Genomic DNA, 22472 nt, shown 5'->3' on the forward strand with positions numbered 1-22472 from the left:
GTGGACGTCTGGAAGCGCAAGCCTGCGGTCGAGGTGGCCTTGCATGGGAACCCTTGTCGAGGGTGGCCGGGGACCGGATGGCGTTGCTGTCACTCTTGCCGCTGCAACGAACCCGTAATTATCGTTCAGTCGGCTTCTTTCGTCAAAGCAGCCTGGGCGCGCAGGCGTGCCCGCTCGGCGAGCAGGGCCTTGCCGCGCGCCATGGCCTCGGCCGACATCTCGCCGGATTCCATCAGCCACTGCAGTTCCTCGTCCACTGCCTGCTGGTGCAGGCGGTGCATCAGGGCGCGCAGGTCATCGCCGGCGTGGTCGTCCTGCTCGAAGTGGTGCAGGCTGCGCACGCGGGCCATCAGCGCCGCCACCGTCTCCGACTGATCCAGGCTGCCGATCTCGGCGTCCAGCGCGTCCAAGGTCAGGGTGCCGTGGTCGTGCAGGATGCGCTCCAGCGCGCAGAAGAAGGGGCCATGCGGCAGCGGCAGGCCGCCGAGGCGGGCATGGTCGGCCTCGGACAGGCTCAGCCAGAGGTCGGGGTGGCGGGCCAGCAGCCAGGCGGTGCGGTCCAGCAGCTTGGTGGCCTCGCGCGTGCGCTGGCGCGACGGTGCGGCCCACTGGGTCTGCCGCGGCGCGCTGCGCGGGCGGGGTGCATCGGCCCAACTGGCCTCCAGGGCATCGACCGGCATCGCGGCTGCAGTGGCCAGCGCGGCCAGCACCTGGCCACGCAGCATGCCCGCCGGCAGTTGCGCCCACAACGGCCGGGCCAGCGCCAGCATCTTCGCCCGGCCCTCGGCGCTGGCCAGGTCCAGGCCCTCGGCAGCGTGCCCGATCAGCTGGCGCGACAGCGGCACCGCCTGCGCCACGGCCGCCTCGAAGGCGTCGGCGCCCTGCGCGCGGACGAAGGAGTCGGGGTCGTGCTCCGCCGGCAGGAACAGGAAGCGCACGCTGCGAAGGTCCGTCGCGTGGGGCAGGGCGGCCTCCAGCGCACGGCCGGCGGCGCGTCGGCCGGCGGCGTCGCCGTCGAAGGCGAAGACCACGGCGTCGGTGTGGCGGAAGAGTTTCTGCACGTGCTCGGCGGTGCACGCCGTGCCCAGCGTGGCCACGGCGTTGCCGAAGCCCGACTGCGCGAGCGCCACCACGTCCATGTAGCCCTCGACGACCAGCGCGTAGCCACGCTCGCGCAGTGCATGGCGGGCCTCGTACAGGCCATAGAGCTCCCGGCCCTTGCTGAAGACCGGCGTCTCGGGCGAGTTCAGGTACTTGGGCTCGCCGCCGTCGAGCACCCGGCCGCCGAAGCCGATGACCTCGCCCTTGACGTTGCGGATCGGGAACATCACACGGTCGCGGAAGCGGTCGTAGCGCTTCTGCTCCGGCCCCTCGTCGCCCTGCACGATGACCAGGCCGGCCTCGGCCAGCAGCGGGTCGTCGTAGCGCGCGAAGGCGCTGGCCAGGGTGCGCCAGCCCTCGGGCGCATAACCCAGGCCGAAACGGGCGGCCATGCGGCCGGTGAGCCCGCGCCGCTTCAGGTAGTCGATCGCCTTGGGGCTGGCCTTGAGCTGGCCGCGGTAATGCGCCGCGGCCTTGTCCAGCACCTCGGTCAGCGACAGCTGGCGTTCACGGGCCTGCTTGGCGCGTTCGCGCTCGGCCGGGTCGGTGTCGTCCTCCGGCACCTGAAGACCGACCTGCTGCGCCAGCTCGCGCACCGCCTCGGGGAAGGGCAGGCCGCCATGCTCGACCAGGAAGCGGATCGCGTCGCCATGCACGCCGCAGCCGAAGCAATGGTAGGTCTGCCGCGACGGGCTGACGATGAAGCTCGGCGTCTTCTCGCCGTGAAAGGGGCACAGGCCCTTGTGGTTGATGCCGGCCTTCTTCAGTTCGACATGACGCCCCACCACGTCGACGATGTCGACGCGGCCGAGCAGGTCCTGCAGGAAGCTGGCGGGGATCACCCGCCGGAGTCTACGGGCGCCTCGGGCCCTGTCCCGGTGGCCAGGCGCGGCGAACCGGCCGGCGCCAGCGCGAACAGCCCGCTGTAGCTGCGCACCCAGTCGGCCACCTGGGCGGCGGGCATGGGCGCGGCTATGCCGGTGCCCTGGGCGCTGTCACAGCCCAGGTCCAGCAGCATGCGCGCCTGCGCCGGGGTCTCCACACCCTCGGCGACCACCGAGCAGCCGAAGGTGCGCGCCAGGCCGATCACGCCCTCGACCAGGGCCTTGTCCTGGGCGTCGTCGAGCATGTGGTTGACGAAGCTGCGGTCGATCTTCAGCACGTCCACCGGCAGGCGCTGCAGGTGGGTCAGCGTGGAGTGGCCGGTGCCGAAGTCGTCCAGCGCCGAGCGCACGCCCAGCGCCCGGCAGCGTGCCAGCAGCTGGGAACTGGCCGCCAGATCGGCGTGCGCCTCGGACTCGACGATCTCGAGCTTCAGGTGCTCGGCCAGCGGGTCCGGGTGGCGCGCCAGCAGCTCGGCCAGCCGCTGGACGAAGTCCGGCTCCTGCAGGTGGCGGGCGGAGATGTTGACGTTGACCTGCAGGTCCAGCCCGGCACGGCGCCACTGCGCCAGGTGCTCCAGCGCCTGCGACAGCACCCAGTCGCCGACGCGCGCCGACAGCCCGGTGTTGGTGATCAGCGGCAGGAACTGCATCGGCGCGATCAGGCCCTTCTCGGGGTGGTCCCAGCGAAGCAGGGCCTCCAGCCCGAAGACACGCTGGCTGCGCATGTCGACGATGGGCTGGTAGAAGAGCACGAACTCGGCCCGGTCCAGCGCCTCCTGCACGCGGCCGATGGCCATCACCCGCTCTTCGGTGCGCCGGCGCAGTTCCGGGTCGAAGAACAGGTAGCCGTTGCGGCCGCTCTGTTTGGCGCCGTACATGGCGTGATCGGCGTGGCGCAGCAGGGTGTCGGCGTCGCTGCGGTCGATCGGGTAGACGGTGGCACCCAGGCTGGCGGTGATCTGAACCGGCTCCTGCATCGGGTCGATGACGTAGGGCTGCGAGACCACGCGCAGCACCCGTTCGACGGCCAGCCGCGCCTCTTCCATCGAGCCGGCGCGCAGCAGCAGCACGAACTCGTCGCCGCCCAGGCGCGCCGCGGCGTCGGCCCAGAGGTCACGGCTGCGCAGCGCACCACGCAGGCGGCCGGCCAGTTCCACCAGCAGGCGGTCACCGCCCTCGTGGCCGTGCCGGTCGTTCACCGGCTTGAAGCGGTCCAGGTCCAGGTAGCACACGGCCAGCAGGTAGCCGTCGCGGTCGGCCGCGCGCATGGCGTCGCCGAGCAGCTGGCTCAGGCGGGCGCGGTTGGGCAGCCGCGTCAGTTCGTCGAAGTGCGCCTGGCGTTCCAGGCGCTCGCGGGCCACGCGCTGCTCGGTGATGTCGGAGATCGCCAGCACGTGGTAGCGCAGGTCGCCCTCCGGCCCGTGTACCTGAGAGATCGTCGCCTGCAGCGTGCTGATCTGGCCGTCGCGGCGGCGTTCGATCAGTTCGCCGCGCCAGCGGCCATGCTGGCGCAGCCCGGTCCACATCGCCGCACGCTGCTGGCGCGCCAACGGGTCGCTGGGGTTGGGCTGCAGCAGCGACGGCACGCGGCCGATCAGTTCGGCCAGCGTCACGTCGAGGATCTGGGTGTAGGCGGCGTTGGCATCCAGCACGCGCAAGTCGGCGTCGGCGATCAGCAGGCCTTCGTGCAGGTGCTCGAACAGGCTGGCCGACAGGCGCTGGCGCTCCTGGGCCTCGTGGCGCTCGCTGACGTCGGCCATGGTGGCCACCAGGCGCAGCGGCTGCCCGGCGAGGTCACGCTCCGCCGCCACCACGTTGACCTCCACCCAGTGCCAGCCGTCGTCGCTCTGCACGCGCAGTTCCTGCTGCCACTGGTCGCGTTCGCCAAGCGTCACCTCGGACAGCGCTTCCTGCAGCCGCCCGCGATCGTCGATGTGCACGTCGTCGAGCCAGGCGCGGGGGGTCCAGGTGACGGGGTCGCGGTGGCGCGTCAGCGCCAGCCAGTCGGCCGACAGGTGCACCTCCTCGGCGCGATGACGGTGCCATTCCGCCACCGCCAGGCGTGCGGCGCCCAGCGCGGTGACGGCACGGCGCTCGCGCAGGCGCAGTTCCTGCCCGATGCTGCGCGCGGTCAGCAGCATCACCATCAGCGAACCTAGATAGCCGCAGAGCGCTGCGATGGCGCCGGCCGGCGACAGCGATGCGAAGGGTCCGGTGCCGGTCGCAGTGCCGGCGGCGGCCACCGCCGCCACGCCCAGCAGCGCCAGCAGCGGGAGGGTCAGCGTGCCGGCCAACAGCAGGCCGAGCAGCAGCACGTGCGGCCACCAGGCCACGGCCGCACTGGCCACGATGCTCAGCGACAGGCCGCCGAACCAGAGCCAGGCCGCGGCCACGGCCGACAGCGCCAGGGTCACGCCACCGGCCAGGTGCCAGGCCCCGCGAGTGCGCCGACGCGACGCACGCGCCACTGCGATGGCGGGCAAACTGCCGGTCAGCAGGCCCAGCGCATGCCAGGGCCAGGCCAGCAGGTCCAGCAGCGAGGCTTCGGCCGCGGTGCGCGCCACCGCCGGCATGGCCGTCTGTACGCCGGCCATCAGCGGGCCGCCGACGAGCAGCGCCACCGCGCCGAGCACCAGGGCATCGCGCGCGCGCTCGAGATCGGCCCGGCCGCCCAGGCGGCGGAGCACCTCGCCGACGGCCCAGGTGGCACCGGCCGGGCCGACGGCCTGCACTGCCACCGCCCAGGGCGACAGACCCGCCAGCACGCCGGCCAGTGCCCAGACGCCGACCAGCAGCGGCAGACCCTGCCAGCGCACCCGCAGCACGATGGCCAGGCCGACGCCGGCGCCCAGCCAGGGCAGCCCGCTCAGGCCCGGTAGGGCCAGGTAGGTGTCGAACCAGGCCGCCGCCAGCAGTGCAGCCGCCGACCCGGCCCACCAGGCCAGGCTGGGTCGCCCGGCACCAGGGACCAGGCGATCGAAGGTCGGCAGGGTGTTCAGATCAGAGCTTGAAGTCGTCGATCCGGGCGCCGGCGGCGAGCGCCGACTTCAGCCACTTGGGCTGCAGGCCGCGCCCCGACCAGGTCTCGCCGGTCTCGGGGTGGCGGTACTTGGGCGCGACGCGGCTGGCGGACGCCTTGCGCGGTGCGGAGGTGGCGCGGGTGCCCAGGTCGGCCAGCGTGAGGCCGTACTCTGCCATCAGCGCGCGCACCTTGGCGATGGCCTGGCTGCGCTCCTCGCGCTGCGCCTCGAGGATCTGCTGTTCGAGCGCGGCCTTCTGGGCCAGCAAGTCGCTCAATGACGGGGCTGCCACGTCTCGGTCTCCCTGATGGTGTGATCGAGCCAATATATCCCAGCCCCGTGGGCGCCGGGAGGCGTGCGGCCCCCCGAAGTCCCGGTGTCAGCGGTAGCCGACGCGGTCGAGCATGCGCTGCACCTCGGCCTGGTGGCCGCCGATGGCCGACACCGGCACCGCCTCCATCTTGAAGTCGCCCAGGGCCAGCAAGGCCGGGTTTTGCGTGCGCACCGACGTGACGGCCGGCCACTCGTTGTTGCCTTCGGCGAAGTAGCGCTGTGCCTCGTCGCTGGCCAGGTACTCGAGGAACTTCACAGCCGCGTCGCGGTGCTTGGCATGCTTGGCCACGGCGCCGCCGGCGATGTTGACGTGGGTGCCGGCACCGTCCTGGTCGGGGAAGACGATGCCGACCTTCTCGATCACCGCCCGGTCCTCGGGCTTGTTCGAGCGCATCAGGCGCGCGACGTAGTAGGAATTGGAGATGGCCACCGCACACTCGCCGGCCGCCACGGCGCGGATCTGGTCGGTGTCGCCGCCCTTCGGCGCCCGTGCCATGTTGTCCACCATGCCCTTCAGCCAGGCCTCGGTCTTCTCAGGGCCCATGCGCTCCAGCATGGAGCCGAACAGCGACACGTTGTACGGGTGCGAGCCCGAACGCGTGCACAGCCGGCCCTTGTTGACCGGGGCGGCCAGGTCGGCGTAGGTGTCGACGTCGGCGCGCTGCACGCGCATCTTGTCGTACACGATGACGCGGGCACGGGTGGAGAAGCCGTACCAGGCCGAACCCTGGCCAGTGTCGCTGCTGCGCAGCGTGGCCGGGATACGCTGCGCGAGCACGGCGCTCTTCACCGGCTGGAACAGGCCATCGTTCTCCGCGCGCCACAGGCGGGCGGCGTCGACGAGCAGCACCACGTCGGCCGGGCTGGCCGCGCCCTCGCTCTTCAGGCGCGACAGGATGCCGTTGTCGTCGCCATCGATGCGGTTGATGCGGATGCCGGTGGCCTGGGTGAAGTTGGCGTACAGCGCCTCGTCCGTCTGGTAGTGGCGGGCGGAATAGAGGTTCAGCACCGGCTGCTGGGCAGCGGCCAGCATGGCAGCCATGGCCAGCGTGGCGGCGGCGAGCGACTTCAGGGCGTGGGACAGGCGCATGGGACTTCCAGAGGCAGTGTGAACGACAGGATGAAGTCTAATGTAAACAAGAATCCTTATCGTTCAAAGTCCGACGCCCGGCCTGGGGATCTTCAACGCACCCGCCAGTCTTCGGACCGCAGCGCCGTGCACCCGGGCCTTCGGCGGCGGCCAAGCCGATGCCGCCGACGGACCATCGCCTCGCGGGGGCCGAGGCGCCGGTGTCTCCGGCGTCGGGGCTCAGGCGCTGGGCGGCACGTAGCCGGCCGGCTTGTCGGCGCCTTCGCTGAACAGGAACAGTTCCATCTGCCGCGCCAGATATTGGCGGGCGCGCGCATCGGCCAGGTTCAGCCGGTTCTCGTTGACCAGCATGGTCTGATGGCGCTTCCAGAGCTCGAAGGCTTCCTTGGAGATGTTGTCGTAGATGCGCTTACCCAGGTCGCCCGGGTAGGGCGGGAAGCTCAGGCCCTCGGCTTCCTTCTTCAGGTACGTGCACTGCACCATGCGTGTCATCGGTGGACTCCTTCAGTTCAGTTTCTTGACCAGCACCTGCGAGCGCCGGTCCCAGTTGTACTTGCGCTGGCGCGCCTCGGGCAGCCAGCCGGGGTCGACGACGGCGAACCCGCGCTTGATGAACCAGTGCATCGTGCGCGTGGTCAGCACGAAGATGCTGTCCAGCCCGGCCGCGCGGGCACGCTGCTCGATGCGCTTGAGGATGCGCTCACCGTCGCCCTGGCTCTGGCTCTGCGGCGAGACGGTCAGCGCCAGCATCTCGCCGGTGCGCGCCTCGGGGTAGGGGTAGAGCGCGGCGCAGCCGAAGATCACGCCGTCGTGCTCGATCAGTGTGTAGTTGGCGATGTCGCGCTCGATCTCGTGGCGGTCGCGGCGCACCATGGTGCCGTCGCGCTCGAAGGGCTCGATCAGCTGCAGGATGCCGCCGACGTCGTCGGCGGTGGCCTCGCGCAGGCTCTCGAGCTTCTCGTCGACCACCATGGTGCCGATGCCGTCGTGCGTGAAGACCTCCATCAGCAGCGCACCGTCCACCGAGAAGGGCAGGATGTGCGAACGCTCGACGCCGCCTTCGCAGGCGCGCACGCAGTGCTGCAGGTAGAAGCCGGTGTCGGTGGGCCGTTCCGGGCGCGGCAGCGCGATCATCAGTCGCCGGGCCTCGGCCAGCGAGAGTTCGGTGTCGATGGCCGACTCCGGGTCGTCCTGGCGCTCGCGGATGCCCGGCACCTCGGTCATGAACAGCAGCTTGTCGGCCTGCAGGGCCACGGCCGTGGCGGTGGCGACGTCTTCCATCGTCAGGTTGAAGGCCTCGCCGGTGGGCGAGAAGCCGAACGGGCTGAGCAGCACCATCGCGCCGCTGTCGATGGCGCGCCGGATGGCCGCACCGTCCACGCGCCGCACGACGCCGCTGTGCATGTAGTCCACGCCGTCGACGATGCCCACCGGCCGCGCGACGAGGAAGTTGCCGGAGATCACGCGCACCGTGGCGTTGGCCATCGGGGTGTTGGGCAGCCCCTGGCTGAACGCGGCTTCGATCTCGAAGCGCAGCTGGCCCGCGGCCTCCTGCGCGCAGTCCAGCGCCACCGCGTCGGTGATGCGCATGCCGTGGCTGTAGCGCGAGGTCTGGCCCTTGGCCGCCAGCTGTTCCGTCACCTGTGGCCGGAAGCCGTGCGCCAGCACGATCTTGATGCCGATGGCGTGCAGGATGGCGAGGTCCTGCACGAAGGCGTTGAGCTTGCCCGCGGCAATGGCCTCGCCCGTCAGCCCGACGACGAAGGTCTTGCCGCGGTAGGCGTGGATGTGCGGCGCCACCAGCCGGAACCAGGGCACGAAGGTATGCGGGAAAACGAGGCTCATCGCGCGGCGGATTGTGCCGCAGCATCGTTGGCCACGAAGCCGACGGAGCCTTGCGATGGACGTCTACAAGACCCACGGTGCCTTCAGCTGGGCCGAGCTGATGACGCCAGACCCGAAGGCCGCGATCGCCTTCTACGGCGCGCTGTTCGGCTGGACCAGCGAGGACATGGACATGGGCACTGGCCCCTACCATGTGCTCAAGGCGGGCGACACCCAGGTGGCCGGCGTGATGGGCATGCCGCCCGACGCGCCGCCGGGCATGCCGCCGATGTGGGGCTGCTACGTCACCGTGGACGACATCGACGCCACGGCGAAGCGCTGCGCCGAGCTCGGTGGCCAGGTGCTGATGCCGCCGATGGACATCCCCACGGTGGGCCGCATGGCGGTGCTCAAGGACCCGCTGGGCGCCGTCATCAGCGCCATCACGTACAGCAGCGCCTCCTGACGCGGGGCGCCATGGCGCCGGGGATAATCCGCGCCCCGTGTCCTCGCCGCCCCGATCGCCCGCGCGCCCAGCCGCGCCGCTGAAGCTCCACTACCCGGAATCGCTGCCGGTCTCCGCACGGCGTGACGAGATCGCGCTCGCGATGCGCGACCATCCCGTGGTCATCGTCTGCGGCGAGACCGGCTCCGGCAAGACCACGCAGTTGCCCAAGATCGCGCTGGAGATCGGCCGTGGCTGGGCCGGCGGCGGCCGCGGGCTGATCGGCCACACGCAGCCGCGCCGCATCGCCGCCACCAGCGTGGCCAAGCGCATCGCCGAGGAACTGCAGACGCCGCTGGGCGAGGTCGTGGGCTACAAGGTGCGCTTCCAGGACCGGCTGCAGCGCGGCGCCAGTGTCAAGCTGATGACCGACGGCATCCTGCTGGCCGAGACCCAGGGCGACCCGCTGCTCAAGGCCTACGACACGCTGATCGTCGACGAGGCGCACGAGCGCAGCCTGAACATCGACTTCCTGCTCGGCTACCTGAAGGCGCTGCTGCCGCGCCGGCCGGACCTGAAGATCGTCGTCACCTCGGCCACCATCGACGCCGACCGCTTCGCGGCACATTTCGCCTCGACCCGCGGCCCGGCGCCGGTGATCCAGGTCTCGGGCCGCCTGTTCCCGGTGGAGCAGCGCTGGCGGCCGTTCGAGGAAGGTGTCGCCCCCAAGGCGACTACGTCGCCGGCCCCCCAAGGGGGCGCGCCGTCCTTGGGGCGGCCCGGCGGACGGCCGTCCTACGACGCCAACGACGCCATCGCCGACGCGGTCGACGAACTGTGGCGCGGCGCCGCCGGCGACATCCTGGTCTTCCTGCCCGGCGAACGCGAGATCCGCGAGGCGGCCGACCACCTGCACAAGCACCTCGCCCAGCAGCACCGCGGCGGCCCGCCGGCGGAGATCCTGCCGCTGTTCGCCCGCCTGTCCCAGGCCGAGCAGGAGCGCGTGTTCAACCCGGGCAACGGCCGCCGCATCGTGCTGGCCACCAACGTGGCCGAGACCTCGCTGACGGTGCCCGGCATCCGCTACGTCATCGACAGCGGCCAGGCGCGCGTCAAGCGCTACAGCTACCGCAACAAGGTCGAGCAGCTGCAGGTCGAGCCCATCAGCCAGGCCGCGGCCAACCAGCGCGCCGGCCGCTGCGGCCGCGTGGCCGACGGCGTGTGCATCCGGCTTTACGACGAGCCCGGCTTCGCCGCCCGGCCGCGCTTCACCGACCCCGAGATCCTGCGCAGCAGCCTGGCCGGCGTGATCCTGCGCATGAAGGCGCTGAACCTGGGCGCGATCGAGGACTTCCCGTTCCTGGAGCCGCCGCCGCGCAAGGCCATCGCCGACGGCTACGCGCTGCTGGCGGAACTGGGCGCGGTCGACGAGCGCAACGAACTCACCGACACCGGCCGGGAACTGTCCCGCCTGCCGCTGGACCCGCGCATCGGCCGCATGATCCTGGCCGCGCGCGACCGTCAGGCGCTGACCGAGGTGCTGGTGATCGCCTCGGCGCTGTCGGTGCAGGACGTGCGCGACCGGCCGCTGGAGCAGCAGCAGGCCGCCGACCAGAAGCACAAGCTGTTCGACGACGAGAAGTCGGAGTTCAACGGCTACCTGAAGCTGTGGCGGTGGATCGAGGAAGGGCGTGGGCACGGGGAGGCGTCCAAGACGCACAAGCTCAGCAACCGCCAGCAGGAACAGCGCCTGCGCGACCACTTCGTCAGCCCGCGCCGCGTGCGCGAGTGGCGCGACATCCACTCCCAGCTGCACACCGTGGTGGCCGAGCACGGCTGGCGCCTCAATGGCACGCCGGCCACCTACGAGCAGGTGCACCAGAGCATGCTCGCCGGCCTGCTGGGCAACATCGGGCTGAAGGCCGACGACGACGAGTGGTACCTGGGCGCGCGCGGCATCCGGTTCTGGCGCCACCCGGGCGCGCACCTGTCGAAGAAGCCGGGCCGCTGGGTCGTGGCGGCGGAACTGGTGGAGACCACGCGGTTGTTCGGCCGCGGGCTGGCCGCCATCGAGCCGCAGTGGATCGCCCCCATCGCCGGCCACCTGCTGAAGACGCAGCTGCTGGAGCCGCACTGGGAGAAGAAGGCGGGCGAGGTGGTGGCGCTGGAGCGCGCCACGCTCTACGGCATCGTGGTCTACGCCAACCGGCGTGTGAACTACGCGAAGGTGGACCCCGCAGGCGCGCGCGAGCTCTTCATCCGCGAGGCCCTGGTGCGCGGGCTGCGCGAGGACGCCTGGGACAGCAGGATGCCCTTCCTGGCGCACAACCGCAAGCTGGTGCGCGATCTCGAGGCGCTGGAGCACAAGTCGCGCCGGCAGGACGTGCTGGTCGACGACGAGCTGATCTTCGGCTTCTACGACCGGCTCATCCCGCCCGAGGTCTGCAGCGGTCCGATGCTCGAGCGCTGGTTCCGTGACGAGGTGAAGCGCCAGCCCGGCCTGCTGCAGCTCAGCCGCGACGAGCTGATGCGCCACGAGGCCGCCGGCGTCACCAGCGACGCCTTCCCGCGCATGGTGCGCCTGGGCGGCATCGACTGCGCCGCCGCCTACCTGCACGAACCCGGCGACGCCAAGGACGGCCTGACGGTGACGGTGCCGATCTACGCGCTCAACCAGGTCGCCGAGGACCGCTGCGAGTGGCTGGTGCCCGGCATGCTGAAGGACAAGATCCAGGCGCTGCTGAAGAGCCTGCCACAGCGGCCGCGTTCGCGGCTGGTGCCGTTGCCGGACACCGCGGCGTCGCTGGCGGCGTCGCTGCCGTTCGGCGACGGCTCGCTGATGGACGCACTGCTCAAGGCCGTGCGCGAGCGCACCCAGCTGCCGGTGCAGCGGGCCGACTTCAAGCTGGAGATGCTGGCGCCGCACCTGTTCATGAACCTGCGCGTGGTCGACGAGCACGGCCGCCAGCTCGGCATGGGGCGCAGCCTGCCGGCGCTGAAGACCGAGCTCGGCAGCCAGGCGCGCAGTGCCTTCCAGGCGCTGGCGGCGCTGAAGGTGCCGGCCGCCGAGCCCGCACCGGCCGGCCAGCCGCGCGCGGCCGTGCCGACACGCGCGGCGCCGCGGCCTGCGACCAGCCACGCGGCGAAGGTCCAGCCGTTGACGGCGTGGACCTTCGGCGAGCTGCCGGAGCTGATGGAGATCGAGCGCGGCGGGCAGGTGCTGATCGGCTTCCCGGCCCTGGTGGACAAGGGCGCGCATGTCGAGATCGAGGTCTTCGACGAGCCCGAGGTGGCCGCCGCGAAGCACCGCGTGGGCCTGCGCCGGCTGGTCGCGCTGCAGATCCGCGAGCCGCTCAAGTACCTCGAGAAGAACATCCCCGACCTGCAGAAGATGGGCGCCGCCTTCATGGCCCTGGGCTCGGTGGAGGACCTGCGCCAGCAGATCGTCGACCTGGCGCTGGACCGTGCCTTCCTGGCCGACCCGCTGCCCACCGATGCCGCATCGTTCAGCGCACGGGTGGACGAAGGCCGCACGCGGCTGAACCTGATCGCGCAGGAGGTGGCGCGCCAGTGCGGCGTGGTGCTGGTGGAGTGGCAGGCGGCGCAGCGCAAGCTCAAGGACAGCCGTGCCGACAAGGCGTTGGTGGACGACGTGACGGCGCAGCTGCAGCGGCTGGTCGGCAAGCGCTTCCTGCTGGAGACGCCCTGGGCGGCGCTGCAGCACCTGCCCCGCTACCTGAAGGCCGTGGTGCTCCGCCTGGACAAGTGGCGCGCTGACCCCGCCCGCGACGCGGCGCGTCTGGCGGAGCTGCGGCCGCTGGAGCAGCGCTGGCAGCGCCGCCTGGCCGAGCGCAAGGGCCAGGCCGATGCCCGGCTCGACGAGTTCCGCTGGCTGCTGGAGGAACTGCGCGTGAGCCTGTTCGCGCAGGAGCTGCGCACGCCGCAGCCGGTGAGCGTCAAGCGGCTGGAAAAGGTCTGGCAGCAGCTGTCGAACTGACCGCGGGCGGCCGGCGCGCCAGCAGCTCCGGCACCACGGCCTCGTAGCCGGCCGCCACGCGCAGCAGCGCCGCGTCGCCGCGCGGCCTGCCGATCAGCTGCAGGCCCATCGGCCAGCGGCCAGTGGCGTCGAAGCCGGCCGGCACGCTGATCGCCGGCAGGCCGGCGAAGGTGGCGTAGATCGTCGTCTCCATCCAGCGGTGGTAGGTGTCCATCGGGTGGCCGGCGATCTCGCGCGGCCAGGGCTGGTCGATGTCGAAGGGCCAGACCTGGGCCACCGGCAGCGCCAGCACGTCGTAGCGCTCGAACAGCGCCAGCAGCGCCTGCAGCAGTGCGCCGCGCTGCACGCTGGCGGCCATGAAGCTGCCGAAGCGCAGGTCCTGCGCGCCGTCGTGTTCCCACAGGGCCTCGGGCTTGACCTGGCCACGCTGCTCGGGCGTCTGCATCACCGCCGCCACGGCCGGTGCGACCAGGGCGCGGCGCCACACCAGCCAGGCGCGCCATACCGCTTCCAGGTCCAGGTCTATCCGCGCCGGGCTCAGATGGGCGCCGGCGTCGGCCATGCGGTGCAGCGCCGCTTCGCACACGCCGGCAATGCCAGGCTCCAACGGCAGGTGACCCTCCAGGTCGCCCAGCCAGCCGATGCGCACGCCGTCCAGCGTCACGTCGGCCGGCGGCACCAGGCTGTCGTGCGGGTCGTCCAGCGACAGCGGCACGCGCGGGTCGAAGCCGGCCTGGACGGACAGCAGCCGCGCCAGGTCGCGCACCGTGCGCGCCATCGGGCCGTCGGTGGCCAGCTGGCTGACGAAGAGCTCGGGCCGCGGCCAGCCTGGCACGCGGCCGGGGCTGGGCCGCAGGCCGAACACGTGGTTCCAGCCGGCCGGGTTGCGCAGCGAGCCCATGAAGTCCGAACCGTCGGCCACCGGCAGCAGGCGCAGGGCCAGCGCGACCGCCGCGCCACCGCTGGAGCCACCCGCGCTGCGTGCCGGGTCCCAGGCATTGGGGGTCTTGCCGAACAGGTGGTTGTAGGTGTGCGAGCCCAGCCCGAACTCCGGCATGTTGGTCTTGCCGATGACGATGCAGCCGGCGGCCTTCATGCGCGCCACGTAGAGGCTGTCGGCGGTGGGCATTGCATCCTTCAGCAGCGGCGAGCCGAAAGTGGTGGGAAAGCCCACCGCATGCCCGGTGTCCTTGATCGCCTGCGGAATGCCGTGCAGCCAGCCGCGGGAGGGGCCGCGCGCCAGTTCGGCATCGTGTTCGTCGGCCTGGGCCAGCAGCTGGTCGTCGGCGGCCAGGTTGACGATGGCGTTGGCCTGCGGGTTCAGCGCATGCACACGCGCCAAGGTGGCCTGCATCACCTCGCGGCACGACACCTGGCGGGCGTGGATGGCCCGCGACAGGGCATCGGCGTCGAGGTCGGTGAGGTCGGCGGGCAGGTCCATGGCGGTCGGGATGGTGTCGTCTGAGACGCGACGATTGTGCGCAGCCCGGCGCCGCCCGGCAGGTCAGCGGGTGGCCGATGCCGGCGAAGGTTTTCCCTATGAAATTTGTCGCCGATCGACCCGCAAAATGGGCCATCACCCTTGTCTCACGCCGCCGTTCAATGGAAAGGATCGCCCCCATGAAGATCGTCCGTCGCAGCCTGCTCGCGGCCTCCGCCCTGTCCGTCGCCGCGCTGGTCTCGCTGCCCGCCGTGGCGCAGGAAACGGTGCTGCGCGTCGTGCCGCACTCGAACCTGGCGATCCTGGACCCGATCTGGACCACGGCCTACATGAGCCGCAACCACGGCTACATGATCTACGACACGCTGTTCGGCACCGATGCCAACGGCCAGGTCAAGCCGCAGATGGTGGAGAGCTGGAACGTCAGCGACGACAACCGCCTGTGGACCTTCAAGCTGCGCAAGGGCCTGGCCTTCCACGACGGCGCGCCGGTGACCGGCGAGGACGTCATCGCCAGCCTGCAGCGCTGGGGCAAGCGCGACGCCATGGGCTCGGCGCTGATGCAGTTCGTGCAGCGCATGGACACGCCGGCCCCCGACACCTTCCGCATCTTCCTCGGCGAGGCCTGCGGCTTCGTGCTCGAGGCGCTGGGCAAGCCGTCGTCGAACGTGCCCTTCATCATGCCCAAGCGCATTGCCGAGACCGATGCCACCAAGCAGATCGAGGAGCACATCGGTTCCGGCCCGTACATCTTCGTCAAGGACCAGTTCAAGCCGGGCGACAAGGCGGTCTACGTCAAGAACACCAAGTACGTGCCGCGCAGCGAACCGCCGTCGGGCACCACCGGCGGCAAGAACGTCTACGTCGACCGCGTGGAGTGGAACCTCGCGCTGCGTGACGCGCAGGCGCAGGTGAATGCGCTGCAGAAGGGCGAGGTCGACATCATCGAGGCATTGGGCTTCGACCAGTTCGAGACAGTGAAGGCCGACCCCAACCTGCAGCTGCCCAAGTACAGCAACTTCGGTCTGCAGTACATGGCGCGCTTCAACCACCTGCACAAGCCCTTCGACAACCCGAAGGTGCGTGCCGCGGCGCTGGCGGCGTTCTCTCAGGAGCCGTTCCTGCGCGCGCAGGTCGGCGTCAAGGAACTCTACAAGGGCTGCGCGTCGATGTTCATCTGCGGCACGCCCTACGGCAGCACCGCCGGCAGCGAGATCCAGGCCAAGGGCAACATGCGCAAGGCGCAGCAGCTGCTCAAGGAGAGCGGCTACGACGGCACACCCGTGGTGCTGATGAAGCCCACGGACCTGGCGGCCATCCAGAAGCTGCCCGACGTGGCCGCGCAGCTGCTGCGTCAGGCCGGTTTCAAGGTCGACCTGCAGGCCATGGACTGGCAGACCCTGGTCGGCCGCCGCGCCAAGAAGGACGCACCGTCGGCCGGTGGCTGGAACATGTTCCTGACCGCCTGGCAGGCCTTCGACGTCTGGAGCCCGATCGCCAACCCGGCGCTCGACTCGCGCGGTGAGAAGTCGGTCTGGTTCGGCTGGCCCACCGATCAGAAGCTGGTGGAGCTGCGCAACGCCTTCATGCGGGCCACCGACGAGGCTTCCAAGAAGAAGCTGGCCGACCAGATCCACGCCCGGGCCTTCGAGGTGGGCACGCACGCGGCGCTGGGGGAGTACCAGCAGCCGATGGCCGCACGCAAGAACATCAGCGGCTTCTTCGTGACCAACGGCAACATCTACTGGAACCTGAAGAAGAACTGAGCCGCCCGTGCACGACGTGGCCACCGGGGCGCCCGCCGCCCCGGCCTTCGACTGCGTGATCGCCGGCGGCACGGTGATCGACGGCACGCGGGCGCCGCGCTTTGGTGCCGATGTGGGCATCGTCGACGGGCGCATTGCCGCGGTGGGCGACCTCGCCGATCGTGCCGCGGCGCGCCGCATCGACGCCCGTGGGCGCATCGTCGCCCCCGGCTTCATCGATGCCCACACGCACGACGACCAGGCGGTCCGTGCGCTGCCCGCGCTGCCGTTCAAGGTGTCCCAGGGCGTGACCACCGTGGTCACCGGCAACTGCGGCATCAGCATCGCACCTTGGCGGACGGGGGCGCCGTGCCCGCCGCCGCTGGACCTGATGGACCGCGGTGACGAGGTCTTCACGGGCTTCGCCGACTACCTGGGCGCGCTGCAGCGCGACCCCGCCGCGGTGAACGTGGCGGCACTGGTGGGCCACAGCACGCTGCGCGTGCTGGCCATGGATCGCACCGACCGGCCGGCCACGCGCGACGAGATCGCGGCCATGGCCGGCGAAGTCGAGGCGGCGCTGGCGGCGGGGGCCATCGGCCTGTCCACCGGCACCTTCTACCCGCCGGCGGTGGCGGCGACGACCGACGAGATCATCGGCGTCGGCGCACCGCTGCGCGGCGGTGCCGGCCTGTACGCCACCCACATGCGTGACGAGGCCGATGCGGTGATGGCCGCCATCGAGGAAACGCTGGACATCGGTCGCGCGCTGGACTGCCCGGTGGTGATCTCGCACCACAAGCTCAGCGGCGCCGCCAACCACGGGCGTTCGCCGCAGTCGCTGGGCCGCATCGCCGCGGCCATGCGCGGGCAGTGCGTGGCGCTGGACTGCTACCCCTACACCGCCGGCTCGACGATGATCCGCCCCGACCGCGGCATGCTCGACGTGCGCGTGATCATCGCCTCCAGCGTGCCGCACCCCGAGTGCGCCGGCCGCGACCTGGCGGACATCGCCGCGGAGTGGGGCGTGGCCCGCGACGAGGCGGCACGCCGCCTGCAACCGGGCAGCGCCATCTACTTCATGATGGACGAGGGCGACGTGCAGCGCATCCTGGCCTTCGACGAGACCATGATCGGCTCCGACGGCATCCCGCTGGGCGACAAGCCGCACCCGCGGCTGTGGGGCACCTTCCCTCGCGTGCTTGGCCACTACAGCCGCGGCCTGGGGCTGTTTCCGCTGGAGACCGCGGTCTGGAAGATGACGGGGCTGACGGCGCGCAACTTCGGCCTGGCCGACCGCGGCACGGTGGCCGTGGGGCAGGCGGCGGACCTGGTGGTCTTCGACGCCGACGCCATCTCCGACACCGCCACCTACGACGACCCGCAGCGGCCCGCCGCGGGCATCGACGTCGTGCTCGTCAACGGCGAGCCGGTGTGGCAGGGCGGTGCCATCACCGGCGCACGCCCCGGCCAGGTGCTGCGGCGTACGCCGCGCAACGGCGCGCCGCGCCCCCACTGAGCACCGGCCATGCTGAACTTCCTGCTGCGCCGCCTGCTGTCCGCCGTGCCGGTGCTGGTCATCGTCGCGGTGCTGGTGTTCCTGATGCTGCGGCTGACGCCGGGTGATCCGGCCGCGGTGCTGGCCGGCGACGCCGCCACCACCGAGCAGATCGCCGGGATCCGCGCCACGCTGGGGCTGGACCGGTCCATCCCCGAGCAGTTCGCCATCTGGGCCGGCCACATGCTCACCGGCGACCTGGGTCAGAGCTACTACTACAAGACCGACGTGGCCACGCTCATCGCGCAGCGGCTGGAGCCCACGCTGTCGCTGGCGGCCCTCACCATCGCCATCGCGGTGCTGGTGGCCGTGCCACTGGGCGTGCTGGCCGCCTGGCGCTTCGGCTCGTGGTTCGACCGGCTGCTGATGGGCTTTTCGGTGATGGGCTTTTCCATCCCGGTGTTCGTGCTCGCCTACATCCTGATCTGGCTCGTGTCGCTCAAGCTCGGCTGGTTGCCAGTGCAGGGCTACAAGCGCATCGCCGACGGCGTGGGGCCATGGCTCTACCACCTGTTGTTGCCGTCGATCACGCTGTCGGTCATCTACGTGGCGCTGATCGCGCGGGTCACGCGGGCGTCGGTGCTGGAGACGCTGGGCGAGGACTACATCCGCACCGCCCGCGCCAAGGGCCTGCCGGAGAAGGCGGTGCTGATGCGCCACGCCCTGGCCAACGCGGCGGTGCCCATCGTCACCGTCATCGGCATCGGCATCGCGCTGCTGATCGGCGGTGTGGTGGTCACGGAATCGGTCTACGCCATCCCGGGCCTGGGGCGGCTGACGGTAGACGCGGTGCTGGCGCGCGACTTCCCCACCATCCAGGGCGTGATCCTGCTGTTCTCGGTGGTCTACGTGCTGGTGAACCTGGCGGTGGACCTGAGCTACGTGTTCTTCGACCCGCGCATCCGCTACTGAGCATGAGCCGATCCGAATACGACGAACTCAGCGTCGAGGCCGCATCGGTCGTCGAGCAGCCCAGTGCCTGGGCGCGTGCCGGGCGCAACCTGTCGGTGCGCATCGGTGGCGGGGTGATGGCGCTGCTGGTGGTGATTGCGCTGCTGGCGCCCTGGCTGGGCACGGTGGACCCGTCGCTGTTCGACCCCGCCAGCCGCGACCTGCTGCCGGGTGCCGAAGGCGAGATCACCACGCTGGACGGCGAGTACCTGCCGCACCGGTTCCTGATGGGCTCCGACAGCTTCGGCCGCGACATCTACAGCCGCGTGATCTACGGCACCCAGGTCTCGCTGATCGTGGGCCTGGCCACGGCCGTGGTGGCCATGGCCTTCGGCATCGTCTTCGGCCTGCTCGCCGGCTTCCTGCGTTGGCTGGACGGGCCGCTGATGCGCGTCATGGACGGCCTGATGGCCATCCCCGCGATCCTGATCGCCATCGCGCTGGTGGCCATGTGGCGGGGCAGCCTGACCACCGTGGTCATCGCCATCGCCATCCCCGAGATCCCGCGCGTGACGCGCCTGGTGCGCTCGCTGGTGCTCACGATCCGCGAGGAGCCGTACGTCGAGGCGGCGATCTCGCTGGGCACGCCCACCTGGCGCATCATGGCGCGCCACGTGCTGCCCAACACCGTGGCGCCGCTGATCGTGCAGGCCACCTTCATCTGCGCCTCGGGCATCCTCACCGAGGCCATCCTGTCGTTCCTGGGCGTGGGCCTGCCGCCAGACGTGCCCACCTGGGGCAACGTGATGGCCGAAGGCCGGGCGCAGTTCACCGAGTACCCGCACAACATCTTCTTCCCCGGCATCTTCCTGGCGCTGACCGTGCTGGCCGTGAACATGCTCGGCGACGGTCTGCGCGACACGCTGGACCCCAAGATGGCCAAGCGGGTATGAACGAGCCCCCAACCTCGCTGCGCTCGGGGCCCCCCGAGGGGGCTGCCGGGCCCTTGGGGCGGCCCGGCGGGCCCGATACGTCACCGATCCTGCAGGTCGATGGCCTGACCATCGGCCTGCCCAGTGGCGGCGACCGCAGCGTCGCCGTGCGGAACGTGTCCTTCACCGTCGGCCGTGGCGAGATCGTCTGCCTGGTCGGCGAATCCGGCTCCGGCAAGTCGGTGATCGCGCAGTCGGTGATGGGGCTGCTGCCCAAGTCGCTGCCGGTCCAGGCGGGCGCGATCCGCCTGGAAGGCGAGGACATCACGCACGCGCCGCTGTCGCGCCTGCGCGAGCTGCGCGCCACGCGCATGAGCATGATCTTCCAGGAGCCGATGACGGCGCTGAACCCGGTCATGACCTGCGGCGACCAGATCGACGAGGTGCTGCGCGAGCACACCCCGCTGGATGCCGCCGCGCGCCGTGCCAAGGTGCTGGACATCGTGCGCGAGGTGCTGCTGCCCGACCCGGAACGCATCGTCGCCAGCTACCCGCACCAGCTCAGCGGCGGCCAGCGCCAGCGCATCATGATCGCGATGGCGCTGGTGCTCGACCCGGTGCTGCTGATCGCCGACGAACCGACCACCGCGCTGGACGTCACCACGCAGGCGCAGATCCTCAAGCTGATCCTGGACCTGCAGGCCCGCCACGGCACCGGCGTGCTGTTCATCACCCACGACTTCGGCGTGGTGGCCGAGATCGCCCACCGCGTGGCGGTCCTGCGCCTGGGCGACCTGGTGGAGGTGGGCGGCAAGGACGCGGTGCTGCAGCAGCCGCAGCACCCTTACACGCGCATGCTGATGGCCTCGGTGCCCACGCTGCGCACCACGGCCCGTGCGCTGCCGCCCGACGCGCCGGTGGTGCTGCAGGTGCAGGGCCTGGCCAAGACCTACGACACGCGCAGCTGGTTCGGCCAGCGGCGCACCGTGCACGCCGCGCAGGGCGTGAGCTTCGAGATCCGGCGCGGCCAGACGCTGGGCATCGTCGGCGAGTCCGGCTCCGGCAAGAGCACGGTGGCGCGCTGCATCGTGCGCCTGATCGACCCCAGCGGGGGCGAGGTGTCGCTGGGCGGCGAGTCCATCGCCCGCCTGCCGGCGGCCCGCCTGCGCCCGTTGCGCCGGCGCGTGCAGATCGTGTTCCAGGACCCGTACCGCTCGCTGAACCCGCGCCGCACCGTGCGCGAGGCGATGATCGAAGGGCCGATGAATTTCGGCATGGCGCGTGCCGAGGCGGATGTCAAGGCGGCCGAACTGCTGGGCCTTGTGCGCCTGGACGCCAGCGCGCTGGAGCGCTACCCGCACCAGTTCAGCGGCGGCCAGCGCCAGCGCATCTGCATCGCGCGCGCCCTGATGCTGGAGCCCGAGCTGCTGGTGGCCGACGAGGCCGTCAGCGCGCTGGACGTGTCGGTGCAGGCCCAGGTGCTGGAGCTGTTCGCCGAGATCCGCCAGCGCCTGCATATCGCCATGCTCTTCATCACCCACGACCTGCGCGTGGCCTCTCAGGTCTGCGACTTCCTGGCCGTGATGCGCCAGGGCGAGGTGGTCGAACACGGCCCGGCGCACCAGGTCTTCGGTGCACCGCGCCACGAATACACCCGGGCGCTGTTCGCCGCTGCACCGGGCCGCGAGTTCGCTTTCGGGAGTGCGTCTTGACGCGCGTCTTCATCGCCGGCTTCCAGCACGAGACCAACACCTTCGCCCCCAGCCTGGCCGACTGGCCCGCCTTCCAGCGTGGCGACGGCTTCCCGCCCTGGTCGCGTGGGGCGGCCATGCTCGACACCTTCCGCGGCGTCAACGCGCCCACCGGCGGCTTCATCGACGCCGCGGCGTCCCGTGGCTGGACGCTGGTGCCTTCCGGCTGGGGCGGTGCCACGCCATCGAGCTACGTCACCGAGGACGCCTTCGAGCGCATCGCCGGCGCCATCGTGCAGGATCTGCGCGCGGCCGTGGCTGACCCGAAGGGCCTGGACGCGTTGTACCTGGACCTGCACGGCGCCGCCGTCGCGCAGCACGTGGACGACTGCGAGGGTGAGCTGCTGGCGCGCGTGCGCGCGGTGGTCGGCCCGGCGTTCCCGCTGGTGGCCAGCCTGGACCTGCACGCCAACGTCACCGAACGCATGCTGGCGCTGGCCGACGCGCTGGTGGCCTACCGCACCTACCCGCACGTGGACATGGCCGCCACCGGCGAGCGCGCGGCGCAGATGCTGGTGCGGCGCCTGCGTGCGGGCACGCGCGAGCCGCTGGCCTGGCGGCGGCTGCCCTTCCTGATCCCGCTGCCGGCACAGAGCACCTGGATGGCGCCCGCCGACGCCTGCTACGCGCGCCTGGGCGAACTCGACGAGGCGCACGCCAGCATGCCCAGCTTCTGCATGGGCTTCCCGGCCGCGGACTTCGCCGAATGTGCGCCCGCCGTGTGGGCCTACGGCGACCAGGCGCAGCGCAGCGTGGACGCCCTGTTCGAGCAGGTCGCCGACCCGTCGATCTGGCGCCTGGACGTGCTGCAGCCCGAGGACGCCGTGCGCCAGGCCCTGGCGCTCCCCGGCGACAAACCGGTGGTCATCGCCGACACGCAGGACAACAGCGGCGCCGGTGCCGACAGCAACACCACCGGCATGCTGCATGCGCTGCGCGCCCAGGGCGCCGGGCCGCAGCATCCGGACCGCGTGGTGGTGGGCATGCTCTACGACCCCGAGGCCGCGGCGCGCGCGCATGCCGTGGGCGTGGGCGGCACGTTCGACGGCCACGTCGGCCGCGCGGTGCCGCTGTGGGCCGGCGGGCCGCTGAGCGACCCGCCGTTCGCCGGCCGCTTCACGGTGCGCGCCCTGGCCGACGGCCGCTGCACGCTCAAGGGCCCGATGATGACCGGCATGACCACGCAGTTCCGCGCCAGCGCGCTGCTGGCCTGCGACGGCCTGCTGATCGCCGTGGTCAGCGGCAAGGCGCAGCTGCTGGACCGCGAGATGCTGCGCATGCTGGGCGTGCAGCCCGAGGCCATGCGCATCGTCGTCGTCAAGAGCTCCAACCACTTCCGCGCCGACTTCACGCCCATCGCCTGCGCGGTGCTGGTGGCCAAGGCGCCGGGGCCGATGGCGGCCGACCCGGCGGACCTGCCCTGGCGCAAGCTGCCGGCCAGCACCCGCCGACGTCCCTGA

Annotated in this window: 15 protein-coding genes; 8 read left to right on the top strand and 7 right to left on the bottom strand. The window is 71.3% G+C overall.

The features are described 5' to 3' along the window. Window positions 1-125: 125 nt before the first annotated feature. From dnaG to argA, 6 genes are all read right to left on the bottom strand, one after another. Complete coding sequence (dnaG, locus tag ENE75_RS05070; protein WP_128196214.1) at window positions 126-1943, bottom strand: DNA primase; 1818 nt, start codon at window positions 1941-1943, stop codon at window positions 126-128. Next, complete coding sequence (locus ENE75_RS05075; RefSeq protein WP_233258923.1) at window positions 1940-4801, bottom strand: EAL domain-containing protein; 2862 nt, start codon at window positions 4799-4801, stop codon at window positions 1940-1942. The genes dnaG and ENE75_RS05075 overlap by 4 nt, the downstream gene beginning before the upstream one ends. Before the next feature lie 184 nt (window positions 4802-4985). Next, entirely contained in the window at window positions 4986-5297 is a 312-nt protein-coding gene (locus ENE75_RS05080; protein ID WP_128196218.1) for an H-NS histone family protein, read from the bottom strand. An 87-nt stretch (window positions 5298-5384) separates the two neighbouring features. Further along, window positions 5385-6428: an extracellular solute-binding protein gene (locus ENE75_RS05085; protein ID WP_128196220.1), complete on the bottom strand. Its 1044-nt coding sequence runs from the start codon at window positions 6426-6428 to the stop codon at window positions 5385-5387. A gap of 219 nt (window positions 6429-6647) precedes the next feature. Next, window positions 6648-6920 carry an oxidative damage protection protein gene (locus tag ENE75_RS05090; protein ID WP_128196222.1) on the bottom strand — a complete coding sequence of 91 codons (273 nt, stop codon included), beginning with the start codon at window positions 6918-6920 and terminating at the stop codon, window positions 6648-6650. 12 nt (window positions 6921-6932) lie between these two features. Continuing rightward, window positions 6933-8273: an amino-acid N-acetyltransferase gene (argA, locus tag ENE75_RS05095; protein WP_128196224.1), complete on the bottom strand. Its 1341-nt coding sequence runs from the start codon at window positions 8271-8273 to the stop codon at window positions 6933-6935. A gap of 55 nt (window positions 8274-8328) precedes the next feature. Between argA and ENE75_RS05100 the strand changes: the two genes are divergently transcribed. Both ENE75_RS05100 and hrpA read left to right on the top strand, forming a co-directional pair. After that, a complete protein-coding gene (locus tag ENE75_RS05100; protein WP_128196226.1) occupies window positions 8329-8718 on the top strand; it encodes a VOC family protein in 390 nt (129 codons plus the stop codon). Window positions 8719-8755: 37 nt separating this feature from the next. Further along, window positions 8756-12694, top strand: coding sequence for an ATP-dependent RNA helicase HrpA (hrpA, locus tag ENE75_RS05105; protein ID WP_128196228.1), 3939 nt, complete (start codon window positions 8756-8758; stop codon window positions 12692-12694). Here hrpA and ENE75_RS05110 read toward each other — a convergent pair. Then, window positions 12654-14135 carry an amidase gene (locus ENE75_RS05110; RefSeq protein ID WP_128196230.1) on the bottom strand — a complete coding sequence of 494 codons (1482 nt, stop codon included), beginning with the start codon at window positions 14133-14135 and terminating at the stop codon, window positions 12654-12656. The two genes, hrpA and ENE75_RS05110, sit on opposite strands and share 41 nt — an antisense overlap. A 179-nt stretch (window positions 14136-14314) precedes the next feature. On the opposite strand from ENE75_RS05110, the gene ENE75_RS05115 reads away from it, so the two are divergent. From ENE75_RS05115 to ENE75_RS05140, 6 genes are all read left to right on the top strand, one after another. Next, window positions 14315-15901 (top strand): ABC transporter substrate-binding protein, encoded by a 1587-nt coding sequence (locus ENE75_RS05115; protein WP_128196232.1) that lies wholly within the window; start codon window positions 14315-14317, stop codon window positions 15899-15901. A gap of 16 nt (window positions 15902-15917) precedes the next feature. After that, entirely contained in the window at window positions 15918-17399 is a 1482-nt protein-coding gene (locus ENE75_RS05120; protein ID WP_128196857.1) for an N-acyl-D-amino-acid deacylase family protein, read from the top strand. A gap of 9 nt (window positions 17400-17408) precedes the next feature. Beyond that, window positions 17409-18350: an ABC transporter permease gene (locus tag ENE75_RS05125; protein WP_128196234.1), complete on the top strand. Its 942-nt coding sequence runs from the start codon at window positions 17409-17411 to the stop codon at window positions 18348-18350. A gap of 116 nt (window positions 18351-18466) precedes the next feature. Then, window positions 18467-19282, top strand: coding sequence for an ABC transporter permease (locus ENE75_RS05130; protein WP_233258957.1), 816 nt, complete (start codon window positions 18467-18469; stop codon window positions 19280-19282). Then, entirely contained in the window at window positions 19279-20973 is a 1695-nt protein-coding gene (locus ENE75_RS05135) for an ABC transporter ATP-binding protein (RefSeq protein WP_128196238.1), read from the top strand. The genes ENE75_RS05130 and ENE75_RS05135 overlap by 4 nt, the downstream gene beginning before the upstream one ends. Further along, entirely contained in the window at window positions 20970-22472 is a 1503-nt protein-coding gene (locus ENE75_RS05140; RefSeq protein WP_128196240.1) for a M81 family metallopeptidase, read from the top strand. Before ENE75_RS05135 ends, ENE75_RS05140 begins: the two co-directional genes overlap by 4 nt.

Source organism: Rubrivivax albus (assembly GCF_004016515.1).
Lineage (GTDB): Bacteria > Pseudomonadota > Gammaproteobacteria > Burkholderiales > Burkholderiaceae_C > Rubrivivax > Rubrivivax albus.

Bases quoted from the DNA above. Each gene is read 5' to 3' on its own strand.
- ENE75_RS05100 (WP_128196226.1), top strand. From the start codon at position 8,329: ATGGACGTCTACAAGACCCACGGTGCCTTCAGCTGGGCCGAGCTGATG.
- ENE75_RS05110 (WP_128196230.1), bottom strand. From the start codon at position 14,135: ATGGACCTGCCCGCCGACCTCACCGACCTCGACGCCGATGCCCTGTCG.
- ENE75_RS05090 (WP_128196222.1), bottom strand. From the start codon at position 6,920: ATGACACGCATGGTGCAGTGCACGTACCTGAAGAAGGAAGCCGAGGGC.
- argA (WP_128196224.1), bottom strand. From the start codon at position 8,273: ATGAGCCTCGTTTTCCCGCATACCTTCGTGCCCTGGTTCCGGCTGGTG.
- ENE75_RS05125 (WP_128196234.1), top strand. From the start codon at position 17,409: ATGCTGAACTTCCTGCTGCGCCGCCTGCTGTCCGCCGTGCCGGTGCTG.
- ENE75_RS05135 (WP_128196238.1), top strand. From the start codon at position 19,279: ATGAACGAGCCCCCAACCTCGCTGCGCTCGGGGCCCCCCGAGGGGGCT.
- ENE75_RS05115 (WP_128196232.1), top strand. From the start codon at position 14,315: ATGAAGATCGTCCGTCGCAGCCTGCTCGCGGCCTCCGCCCTGTCCGTC.
- ENE75_RS05085 (WP_128196220.1), bottom strand. From the start codon at position 6,428: ATGCGCCTGTCCCACGCCCTGAAGTCGCTCGCCGCCGCCACGCTGGCC.
- ENE75_RS05130 (WP_233258957.1), top strand. From the start codon at position 18,467: ATGGCGCTGCTGGTGGTGATTGCGCTGCTGGCGCCCTGGCTGGGCACG.